Origin of the sequence: Paenibacillus lemnae (assembly GCF_012933385.1) — a bacterium.
GTDB classification, from domain to species: domain Bacteria; phylum Bacillota; class Bacilli; order Paenibacillales; family Paenibacillaceae; genus Paenibacillus_AQ; species Paenibacillus_AQ lemnae.
Genome location: NZ_JABBPN010000014.1, coordinates 108382 through 119500 on the forward strand (window position 1 = coordinate 108382; position 11119 = coordinate 119500).

Annotated in this window: 10 protein-coding genes; 9 read left to right on the plus strand and 1 reads right to left on the minus strand. The window is 45.3% G+C overall.

Features of this window, described 5'->3' with window-relative positions; translation table 11 throughout:
• Window positions 1-28 precede the first annotated feature (28 nt).
• The 8 genes from HII30_RS15145 (at window position 29) to HII30_RS15180 (ending at window position 8332) form a co-directional block, all read left to right on the plus strand.
• The gene (locus HII30_RS15145) at window positions 29-730 is read left to right on the plus strand and encodes an MBL fold metallo-hydrolase (RefSeq protein WP_169505896.1); all 702 of its coding nucleotides are present in this window, start codon (window positions 29-31) and stop codon (window positions 728-730) included.
• Between the two features lie 4 nt (window positions 731-734).
• Entirely contained in the window at window positions 735-1349 is a 615-nt protein-coding gene (locus HII30_RS15150; protein ID WP_169505880.1) for a TetR/AcrR family transcriptional regulator, read from the plus strand.
• Between the two features lie 129 nt (window positions 1350-1478).
• A complete protein-coding gene (locus HII30_RS15155; RefSeq protein WP_169505881.1) occupies window positions 1479-1934 on the plus strand; it encodes a hypothetical protein in 456 nt (151 codons plus the stop codon).
• 174 nt (window positions 1935-2108) lie between these two features.
• A complete protein-coding gene (locus tag HII30_RS15160) occupies window positions 2109-3002 on the plus strand; it encodes an alpha/beta fold hydrolase (protein WP_169505882.1) in 894 nt (297 codons plus the stop codon).
• A 465-nt stretch (window positions 3003-3467) separates the two neighbouring features.
• Window positions 3468-4034, plus strand: coding sequence for a phosphoglycerate mutase family protein (locus HII30_RS15165; protein WP_169505883.1), 567 nt, complete (start codon window positions 3468-3470; stop codon window positions 4032-4034).
• A 19-nt stretch (window positions 4035-4053) separates the two neighbouring features.
• Complete coding sequence (locus HII30_RS15170; RefSeq protein ID WP_211184615.1) at window positions 4054-4296, plus strand: XRE family transcriptional regulator; 243 nt, start codon at window positions 4054-4056, stop codon at window positions 4294-4296.
• Window positions 4297-4644: 348 nt separating this feature from the next.
• Window positions 4645-7431 (plus strand): glycoside hydrolase family 3 C-terminal domain-containing protein, encoded by a 2787-nt coding sequence (locus tag HII30_RS15175; RefSeq protein ID WP_169505884.1) that lies wholly within the window; start codon window positions 4645-4647, stop codon window positions 7429-7431.
• Window positions 7432-7648: 217 nt separating this feature from the next.
• Window positions 7649-8332 (plus strand): SOS response-associated peptidase, encoded by a 684-nt coding sequence (locus HII30_RS15180; RefSeq protein WP_169505885.1) that lies wholly within the window; start codon window positions 7649-7651, stop codon window positions 8330-8332.
• Window positions 8333-8544: 212 nt separating this feature from the next.
• Here the strand turns inward: HII30_RS15180 and HII30_RS15185 are convergent, their stop codons facing one another.
• Window positions 8545-9738 (minus strand): transposase, encoded by a 1194-nt coding sequence (locus HII30_RS15185; RefSeq protein WP_169505898.1) that lies wholly within the window; start codon window positions 9736-9738, stop codon window positions 8545-8547.
• 837 nt (window positions 9739-10575) lie between these two features.
• Between HII30_RS15185 and HII30_RS15190 the strand changes: the two genes are divergently transcribed.
• On the plus strand, window positions 10576-11119 hold a 544-nt coding region (locus HII30_RS15190; RefSeq protein WP_169505886.1), incomplete at its 3' end, for a transposase.

Genomic DNA, 11119 nt, shown 5'->3' on the forward strand with positions numbered 1-11119 from the left:
TTAAGCAATATACACGGAGGTGGACACCATTAAAGTTACTAAGCACCAAACCATTTATCAGATGTCTTTTCTGCCCAGGATCTTTCCGGTGAATTGTTACTTTATTGAAGAAAATGACGGCCTGACTCTTATTGATGCCGGTATGCCATTTAGTTTCAGAGGAATTATTAGCGAGGCAGCACGAATTGGTAAGCCAATTCGCCGTATTGTACTTACTCATGCACATGAGGATCATGTGGGTGCATTGGATGCACTTAAGAAAGAATTGCCAGATGTCATCGTATATATATCGGATCGAGATGCTTTGTTACTAGGGGGGGATGCATCTTTGCTCCCATCAGAACCGAATGTACCGATTCGCGGCAGTGTACCCAAAAAGCTAACAACCAAAGCCGACGTGTTGCTTCATGACGGAGATCGTATTGAGTCTTTGCTTGCTGTTCACGCACCTGGGCATACCCCGGGCTCGATGGCATTTCTCGACACTCGCAATCACATCCTTATCGCGGGAGACGCATTTCAGACTCGCGGCGGAATCGCGGTATCCGGCAGCATAAAACCATGGTTTCCTTTTCCAGCTTGGGCCACATGGCATAAGCCAACTGCATTGCAGAGTGCTAAGAAGCTGCTTGATCTTCATCCATCTGTACTTGCAGTCGGCCATGGCGAGATGCTTGAACATCCTTCAGATGACATGATCAAAGCCATCAGAGAGTGTGGAAGGGAGTAATCATATGACAACTAGAAACAATATTAACTTAGATAAAATAATACAAGCAGCTGCAGAAATTATTGATGTACATGGACTAGAGAATTTAACATTGAGTAATTTATCCCAAAAGTTAAAGATCCGTTCTCCGTCTCTGTATAATCATATCAAAGGATTACAGGATATTCGCAGGCTGCTCTCATTACATGGCTTGAAACAGCTTCTATCTGTCCTAACCCGTGCAGCGGTTGGCCGTTCCAGTGATGAAGCCATGCGGGAGATGGCTAAGGCTTATTTGAGATTTGCTCGCAAACATCCCGGATTGTATGAAGTTACCCACATGGCCCCTAGTCATAGTGACCATGATTTATACAAGACAGGTCAAGAAATCGTTGACTTGGTAACACAGGTGCTAGAGGCTTATCAGATGGAACCGACCGATACTATTCATATTGCAAGAGCATTTCGCAGCCAGCTGCATGGTTTTGCTTCACTGGAGCAAAGACGAGGATTTGGCATGTCAGTGGATCTTGACGATAGCTTTATGCATATGATCGATACGTTATTAGCCGGTCTTCATGTTCGGTATCCTAAAGATGGACAGAGACCTTCAGCTCAATTCCAGACTGGACAATCGTGATGTGTGGTGGCTTCCGGAATATCCGCTGCTGCTGGTGCTAATGATTGAGGGCGTACTATCGCTTAGTACAACAAAAAATATAGCATCATTATGAAAACATGGTACTATATGTAATAAGGGAGGGGGGCCATGAGATTCGCACTTCTTCTGTTTTTACTGATGTTTGTTTTAACAAGTTGTAGTGGAGAGAATGGCGTTGAATTGGAAGGTGAGCACGTACAACGTGTTAATGCCACTTTTACATCTGGTCAATATGAGATGCTGGGTCAAGAAAGAAAATTAGGTATTATTTATGACGGTAGTGAAGTTTCACGATTCTACCTCGGCAAAACCCAGAAGTACATGTGGTATTTATGGGGAGATTCGAAAGAATTCCAAGGCACGTTCAAAGTCATTGCATCCCACCAAGACAATGATGAAAAACTGGAAGTTGTAAAAAAATCCTCTATTGGCGGTCCACTGAATGGTGCGGATGCACATATTCCATCGCAAATTTCTTTACCTGCTGAAGGTCAATGGAGACTTGACGCTTATGTAAATGATGTTCTTTTTGGGAGTATTGATGTGATGGTGCATGAAGGTTAGGATTGATTAAGATATAAGAAAGAGATGCTTCCTCTTCGTGAAAAGCTGCTATGTTAGCAGCTTTTTGTTATTTATGCTGCTTTGTCAGTCATTGATCCCAATTGCTTAGTTGACTGAACATTCAATCATCATTTATTGTTAAGTCAAACCTAACAAATACTGGAAAGGAGTCAGATGGATTTAAGCTATTCAACCTATGGAAGCGGGTCTGTCATGGTTCTCATTCATAGCGGTGAAGTGGATTCAAGGGTTTGGCTGGAACTCATTCCGCTGCTCGCCAGAACATACCGCGTAGTAATCTTCGATGCCCGAGGCACAGGGTTCTCTCCAGCACCTTCAGAACCTATTAATTTAGTCGCAGACTTGCTTGGGTTATTGGATCATCTGAAGTTTAATAAGGTAACCTGCACACACAATACTTCACCCGAGTTTTTACGGAGTGGCAAAGCTACGAGCTCCTCTGGCCTCAGCCGCCAGAGATACAACGATTGGAGAAGATCGGTGATGAGCCAGTTTAGAGATCACAAATGGATGATTGGTTGTATTGTCATGACTATTACCCTGCTTATAACTGCAATAAGTAATGCTGCGTTACATAAACAAGTCAATGAACTTAAGAAGGAGTCCGTTGAAAGTTATAATGCTGAATGGTATCAATTATATCGCTTAACTGAAATGCTGGATAAATACTACATCGAGAATAATTTCGAGAACCCGGTAAGATATCAACTGCTCGTCAATCAGACGGCTTATCATTTTACGGGAAGGGCCGATGACTTATCAGTAAATATGAGGAATCTGCTCGTGCTGGCCTATGATCCATTGTTCTCTGATTTATCTCGTGAGCAAGGTCCATTAAACAAAAAGGAAACATCTCGATTGTTCGAGGAAATAAATGATGACATCAAGCTGATTAGCGGTATTATCATCGAAATGCGAGAAGATGAGAAGGAGAAATTGCTGGATCCCACTTCATCGGAGTTTGTGAAAATAAGTTCTCAGGCTCAAGATGCGTATTATCAATATATAAAATTAGTGGATGATTATTTTAAAAACAATCATAACTGAAATGCTTGCAAAGTGAGGGAGAATATTGCTCAAAAAACTGTCATTGATACCTCTCAATTTCATTATGATGTTAGTTTGGTTTTACTGGTATCGACTAGTGTACTGGTGTATGGAAGGATATGTTCCATTAGGGTGGATAGTCGGCAGTCTTCTACTTGTTGTATCTACTTGGATTGTCAGTAATATCATGATTATTAAACACTTTAGACTTCCATGGTTTCAATCTGTGTTGATCATAACCCTAACCATTCTATTCATGTATGTTGACCCCTTGGTCAAACCTATTTATACAAAAGAGATTGACGACCATGCAATGCTGCAATCATTTAAAATCTTAAGATATTTTGGAGACTATATAGATTGAAAATAAAACAGCGATCAGAAGATGGTTCTCAATCGAAGTGAACCTGTATGTAATTTTTAAGTTCATCCTATATAGAAGTTTTATAATTCGGAGGTTGGAGAATGGAACTTATATTTATCCGGCATGGTCATGGAGAACATCTCAAAGATTATCCAAATCGCTTAAATACGATGCATCCGAGCCTTACGGATTACGGAAAATATCAGGTAACACAGCTGCGGAATGAAATTAGAATAAATCCTGATGATTTAGTTCTTGTAAGTCCGACAAAACGCACGATAGAGACGGCTGCAATATTAAAAAATGATATGGACTTCATTATTTCCCCATTGGTTGGTCCAAGGATGTTTCCACAAAACCCCGAATTTCCAATTTTAGCATGTGACCACATCTTATCTAAATCAGAAATCTCAAATTTGTATGGAGTTAATAACATTATGGATTACGATTTGGACTGCTGGGTAGAAGGGATTAATAGGATCGAACAAGATCTTTTTGAAGTTTATGCTCAGCATTTATTGGATTGGATCGTTGGGGAAAGCTATAATAAAACATTCATTATTTCACATGATGGAACGATAACCAACTATCGGATACTGCTTGGAGAAAAGAGATTAACCCGAAAAGATTTTCTCGGTGAAGCTGGGATATATCGAATAAATTTGTAGTCTGGGAGGTCATTGCTTCTTGAAATTTGAACTTGGTCGCTGCTTGCTGAATGAACGATTGATGGAAGCTGAAAAGTCAGCGGAATGGCTGGCAGACGAATTGCGATTGAACCCGAAACGAATTTACGACTTTATAGAAAATAAAAGAGTGATGCCGCTCAAAATGGCCATATCGATTGCTGATACCATTCGTTGTGATGTGGGTGCCTTGTATGAATTAATCCCGAACAGAATCGAACAGGAAATTGTACCACGTCTATAAAATCTCATGTTATATAGACTGAACTAAAGAATAAACCCTTCTATAGCGGAGGTGACAAGTGATTCTGGAGAAGCGCTAGCGTCCGCCTAAAAGCTTTCCGCAGGAAAGCTAGCATCGAAAGCATAAGCTCTGCCTCCAAAATGCCACCATAGATTATAATTTCAAGCATTTTGGAGGCAACAGCGGTCGTAAGAACACTTGCCATCGCAGCCATCCAGAACGGTAATTTTTAACTTCAGTCTATAAAACCTCAAAATTAGCGTATCTGCGTCAATATCTTGTTATGTCCCGTTTCCTCCATAGGCTTTACAATAGAAAACGTAAACAATACCAATTGGAGGGAATAGCGTGAACACCATAACGACACAGGTACCATCTCAGGCATTCGCGGACTTCTGCCGCAAAGCGGCTACAGAGGGAGCTGTACTGCTCCAAAATCACGACCAGGTCCTTCCGATCAAACAGGGCGAGAGAATCTCGGTTTTTGGCCGCTCGCAGATCGATTATTACCGCAGCGGTACTGGATCTGGCGGCAGCGTCAACGTTGCATATACGACCAATCTATTGAACGGATTGCGTGGCAAGCCGCAGGTTAAGGTTAATGAGCTGTTGGCTGGTGTCTATGAGGACTGGCTCAAGGAAAATCCATTTGATAATGGCGGTGGCGCTTGGGCAGCCGAGCCTTGGCATCAGCAGGAGATGCCGCTCACGAACGATACCGTGATGGAAGCCCGCAGCAAGTCCGACAAAGCCATTATCGTTATTGGCCGAACCGCTGGCGAGGACCAGGATAATGCGCATGCACCGGGCAGCTATTTGTTAACATCGGACGAACTGGCGATGATTTCTGCGGTAACGGCTCATTTCGACCGTACAGTAGTTGTACTGAATGTGTCTAACATTATTGATATGAGCTGGCTGAACGATACTGAGCACAAACACCCGATCCAGGGCGTCATCTATGCTTGGCAGGGTGGGATAGAGGGCGGGAATGCCATCGCCGATCTGTTGGTCGGGGATGCCGTACCGAGCGGCAAGCTGACGGATACGATTGCTTACACAATCGAAGATTACCCTTCGACAGCGAACTACGGCAGTGACACGAAAAATCTGTATCAGGAGGATATTTACGTCGGCTACCGATTTTTTGAGACGTTCTGTCCAGAGCGTGTACAGTATCCTTTTGGCTACGGCCAGTCATATACAACGTTTCAGATAGATGCTGTTCAAGGAAGTGTGATCCACGAAGGTGGTAACGATATCATTCAGGTGGAAGCTGTCATCACAAATACCGGAACAACATACGCAGGCAAAGAAGTGTTCCAGGTCTATGTAGAAGCACCTCAGGGCAAGCTCGGCAAACCGGCCCGGGTACTTGCCGGCTTCGTCAAGTCAAGCGAGCTGCAGCCTGGCGCTGCAGAGCAAGTTACCGTGCGCTTCAGCGCAGATGCCTTAGGATCCTATGACGATAGCGGCGTGACCGGACATCGATCAGCTTATGTTCTCGAAGCGGGAACTTATCGATTCTATGCAGGGTGTAGTGTCCGAGAGACGGTGCATGTTGAGCTGGACGGACAAGCAGGCTATGAGGTCGAGACGCTTCGGGTCCTGGATCAGCTGCAGGAAGCGATGGCACCAACCGAAGGTTTCACCCGCATCGTGCCAGGTGAGCGCAAGCCGAACGGTACCTACGAGTTGACCTATGAAGAGGTACCCACTCGTCAGGTTGATATGGCGAAGCGTGTGGAAGCAGGCATGCCTGCTGAGATTAAACAGACTGGCGACCAAGGTTACAAGTTGAAGGATGTACATGAAGGCCGTGTTTCTCTTGAAACTTTCATTGCTCAGCTTGATGACGAAGATCTCGCTGCCATCGTCCGGGGCGAGGGCATGAGCAGCCCGCTTGTCACGCCAGGCACGGCCTCAGCCTTCGGCGGAGTGAGCGAGCAGCTTCTACATTACGGTGTGCCTATTGCCTGTACCGCAGACGGCCCGTCCGGTATCCGGATGGACAGCGGACATCTGGCTACACAGGTGCCCATTGGTACACTGCTGGCAGCCAGTTGGAACTCCGAGCTGGTGGAGACTCTCTATGAATGGGAAGGGCAGGAGATGCTGTATTACCGTATCGATGCACTGCTCGGTCCTGGCATGAATATTCGACGGCATCCGTTAAACGGTCGTAACTTTGAGTATTTTTCCGAGGATCCACTCCTCACTGGTGCGATGGCGAGTGCCTCCGTACGCGGCATTATGCACGGTGGCGCACATGCGACGCTCAAGCACTATGCCTGCAATAACCAGGAGCATCAACGCCATTATGTAGATGCTGTCGTCTCGGAACGAGCGCTGCGGGAGATCTATCTCAAGGGCTTCGAAATCGCGGTTAAGGACAGCGGAGCGACCTGTATCATGACAGCCTATAACCCGATTAACGGACACTGGTCTGCGTCCAACTACGATCTAAACACCACGATCCTGCGGGGTGAGTGGGGCTTCACGGGAATTGTCATGACAGACTGGTGGGCCAAAATGAATGATCCGGTACAGGGCGGCCAGCATGACGAGAAGAACACTGCGGCCATGGTGCGGGCACAGAATGATCTGTATATGGTGGTACAGAATTACGGCGCCCAGTTCAATGTCATGGACGACAATACGATTCAAAGTCTGGCCAGCGGCGGGGTCACACGTGGCGAGCTGCAGCGTGCCGCCAGCAACATCTGCCGCTTCCTCATGGCAGCACCGGTATTTGCGCGCGAACCCCAGGCGGAACCGCCATTGCTGAAGCTGACAGCTTCTAGTGTATCGAGTGCGACTCATGTACAGACCTTGGAAGGCGAGGGACAAATCTCCCCAGATGGGACGGGGCCTGTCACGATCCGCGTGGAAGAAGCCGGTATTTACCGACTCGTCGTCAAAGTCAAATCCGATGCCCTTCGCTGGGCCCAATGTGCTTGCAACGTCTACCTTAATGAAGAATTGCTGACAACCGTACAGACCAGCGGTACCGAGGGACGCTGGCTGCAGCAGCGCTTGGGCAAGGTTGAGCTCGGACAGGGATTGTACGAGATGAGAATGGATTTTGTGAAGCCAGGGCTGGAGCTGGATTGGATTGCTTTTAAAAAGGAGTAGAGCAGCTCGGCTCGATCACGATATGAAACAAGACCGTTACCTAAGCGAACATTATTGTTGAATGCAATTCAAGGGCTGCGATCAGAGGATGAGAACTCTGCCATCCAAACGAAAATGGATAAGTTTTATGATGAGAAGGCTTCGTTTTTCAGAAGCCTTTTTTGTTTATCGAGTTTGAGATCTGTCTACCTATATAGAAAGAATGGAGGAGAGTAATATGTGCGGAAGATTTACTTTGACGAGTGATCTAGAAGAGATCCAGTTGGCTTTTGATATAGACAAAATAAATGTTGACGTTCAGCCTCGTTATAATATTGCACCATCACAGACCGTGGCTGTGATCCACGGCAGCAGCGGCCATAGGGTTCTGGAGGGATACAGATGGGGTCTCGTTCCTTTTTGGGCGAAAGATAAAAAGATTGGATACAAGACGATCAATGCACGGGCTGAAACTGTTCAGAAAAAGCCTGCATTTCGTCACCTTATTGAAAGAAATCGGATTATAATTCCTAGCGATGGGTTTTACGAATGGAAGCGGGAAGGGAAACGCAATAAACAACCCTATCGTTTTCAAATCAAGTCAAAAGGTCTATACGCATTTGCAGGACTTTACGATGAATGGAAAAGTCCAGAGGGAGAAGTGCTAAAAAGCTGTACCATCATAACGACTGCAGCGAACAAAGTTGTCGGACAAATTCATGATCGCATGCCGGTGATTCTTAATCAGAACGGTGTTAATGCCTGGCTGGATCCAGAATTTACAGACAAACAGCAATTACAAGATCTCTTAATTCCCTACCCCGATGATCTCATGGTATCTTACCCCGTATCTAAAGATGTTGGAAATGTGAAAAATACCAATGCAGAACTGATTAAGGAAGTAACACTTAACTCTAAATAGGCTAACGGTGGCAGCTGACATTGATGCTGTTATCCTTGCAAAGGAAAATATCCGCAACAGTGATACAGCTTCTTAGGTTCATTTTTTAATTTGAGCATTTTGCATAATTTTAATTTCGACGTAAAGACAGCAGGATTCACTCGGATCAAAGCGGATCCGGTGGCTTCATTTTAAAAATGGACAGACCTGCAGAATTTTGCCGTTAACATTTTTTAAGCTGCTGTTTTGTTCTTCTTACTTGTTACAGAAAGCGCAGAGACGAGCAGCACAATCGCATTGAGATACTGGTGAGTCGTGACTTTTTGAATTCCCCAGACGTGCAAGCTGTCTGCGGTAAGGTGGGTTTTCATTCTGGAGTTGCATCGCTCCACGCTGGTACGTTCGTTGTAAAGTTCCTTCCAACGCTTGGTATCTCGGTGTGGACTGCTGTACCGTCTCAGGTCGTCTTTTACATCTATCTTCACGACCATACCGTAATTGGAAGAGGAACAAGCAGTCATCCCGAGCGGACAATCGACTTTACCGGTGGCGTGAGGGCAGCGAAATTTCAAAACATCGCCACTAGCACCCCAATATGTCATCGCAAACCCCATGGAGCAGCATGGCGTTCCGTTTGTCGACATGCTAGCAGGAGGTGTTTTCTCTCCCCGAGGATTAAGAGGCACAATCGCTTGCGCCTTCACGTTCCGGGCAGCTTCGTACACCTTCTTTTGGTCGTAGCCCGCATCAAGCATAAAGAATTTCACGTTGTTTTCGGCCGTTACGGTCTTGATTAAATCTGGAGCCATCTCCCCGTCATTGACATGGGCCGGCGTGACTTCTAGAGCAAGCGGAAGTTCACTTTGCGTATCCACAGCCAAGTGGAGCTTGTAACCGAACCAAGTGACCTTGTTACCAAAGGAGTCGAACTTCGCTCCCCAGTTGGCATGGCCCGTTTGCTCGCTCTTTCTTTTAGGCTTCTTTTCCTCATAAGCATGGATCGCTGCGCTGTCGATCGCGACGTGACTGCCATCGATGACGCCTTCTTGCCTACAGCGTTTTACCAAGTCGTCGAACAGTTGTTTAGCCAGGTTTTTCTTTGTCAGAATTGCAAAAACTCGGCTTAGTGTGGCGATAGATGGTGCTTCACGGTCCAGCGGAAGTCCACATTGATAGCGAAACCGAAGATCGGTGTTCAGTCGATGATGCAGGCTGGTAAAGGTTTGAATATGCTCAAGAGGAGCAGCTAAGAGTGCACGCAAAATGCCTTCTCTACAATGGCCACCAGCTCCTCGGGGTGAACGACTTCTCAGTTCTTTCGCGTACGGACGAAGATCTAAGGCACTGAAAAAGGTAGGCAATCGATCTTTCGAATGAATTTTCATCAGATCTTCAAAGGAAAACAGACTTTCTTGGAGAATATACAAGGTGACTTCCTCCATTCTTGGGGTTTTTGGTTTGGTCACCGAAAAACTTCGCCAAGTTGGGGTGAAGTCCCTTTTTTATGTCTGGAAATCCTTTTGTATCAAGGGCTCCGATTAATGCAAAATGCTCACTTAAAAAGATTTATCGAGAGGCAGGTGTTTCGATCAACATTTGGTCAGAAATGGTCCTAGATGCTCAATGGAAACATGCCTCAGAGGTGGATTACGAGGAGAAAAGAGATCAAATCAAAGAAAGAAATTTATACGAAGATAATTAATTCATACAAGTCATTCCATTTAGTCGAGGACCTTTCAAATCTTCGATTTTTTATGTTTCTAGACCAAATAAAATTAATTTTATGGAAATTATTGTCCTGCATCATTAGTACGTTCGATTGACAAATTGCAATTTAAGCGTTTCACTAACTGCATTACCAGAAGTTCATTATTTAATGTATTTGTTATTGAAGAATTGTTTTCTTCATGAAGGTTAATACACCACTCCTGTCCACCACACGCTAAACGTTCCCCTTTATCATTTGTGTATAAAACCATACAAGACGTTAAAAAGGAAAGTTTCCTCTTTTGTTTCTATATTATATCAATATATTAGACAAAGGAGATGACAAATGATAGCATTCACCGAAAATATGTTCGTATGAAATTACTGGGGGATGTAACGGCAAGAAAGTTCGGCTGCTTGTTTATTGCATACTAAGAATGCCGAGAATCGCAGCGTAAAAATGCTCAAGTAGATGCAAAAATAAAGAGGCACTTGTCAGCACCACAATTTCCTCCTATCGTTAGGTTAGCGACAACTTGACGAAGGAGACTGGAAGGATGCTGAAAATGCCCCAGCAACAGTATATCAAATTTTTACGCGAAGCAGAAGGATTAACGGTAAGCGAAATTGCTAGACAAACGGGAGTGCACTGGCGAACAGCAAAGCGTTACGCAGACCAGGACAACTGGAATGAAACCCTATTGAAACGAAAAAGCAGCAGCCCGGTCATGGGCCCTCGCATGGAGGTGGTCGATACCTGGCTAGAAGAGGATCGGCTGCTTCCACGCAAGCAGCGCCATACCGGGGTCCGGATCTTCCAAAGACTGAAAGAAGAGTATGCGTTTACGGGTGGACAACGTACGGTGTTAGCCTACGTGAAGAAGCGCAAGGGTGAAATGGAACTGGAGCGAGCGAAGGTATACGAGCGATTGGAACACCCTCCAGGAGAAGCTCAGGTCGACTTCACGACCATTCAAGTTAGCCAAGGCCAGCAGCTGCTGACCTACAAGCTACTGGTCGTCTCCTTTCCTTACAGCAATCGGTCTTTTGTGTATCCAACACCTGCCGAAAACCAGGAATGTTTCCTGGAAGGGATGAAGC

Coding starts and splice junctions, on each gene's coding strand:
- HII30_RS15180 (WP_169505885.1), top strand. CDS start 7,649: ATGTGCGGAAGATTTACTTTGACGAGTGATCTAGAAGAGATCCAGTTG.
- HII30_RS15155 (WP_169505881.1), top strand. CDS start 1,479: ATGAGATTCGCACTTCTTCTGTTTTTACTGATGTTTGTTTTAACAAGT.
- HII30_RS15150 (WP_169505880.1), top strand. CDS start 735: ATGACAACTAGAAACAATATTAACTTAGATAAAATAATACAAGCAGCT.
- HII30_RS15160 (WP_169505882.1), top strand. CDS start 2,109: ATGGATTTAAGCTATTCAACCTATGGAAGCGGGTCTGTCATGGTTCTC.
- HII30_RS15165 (WP_169505883.1), top strand. CDS start 3,468: ATGGAACTTATATTTATCCGGCATGGTCATGGAGAACATCTCAAAGAT.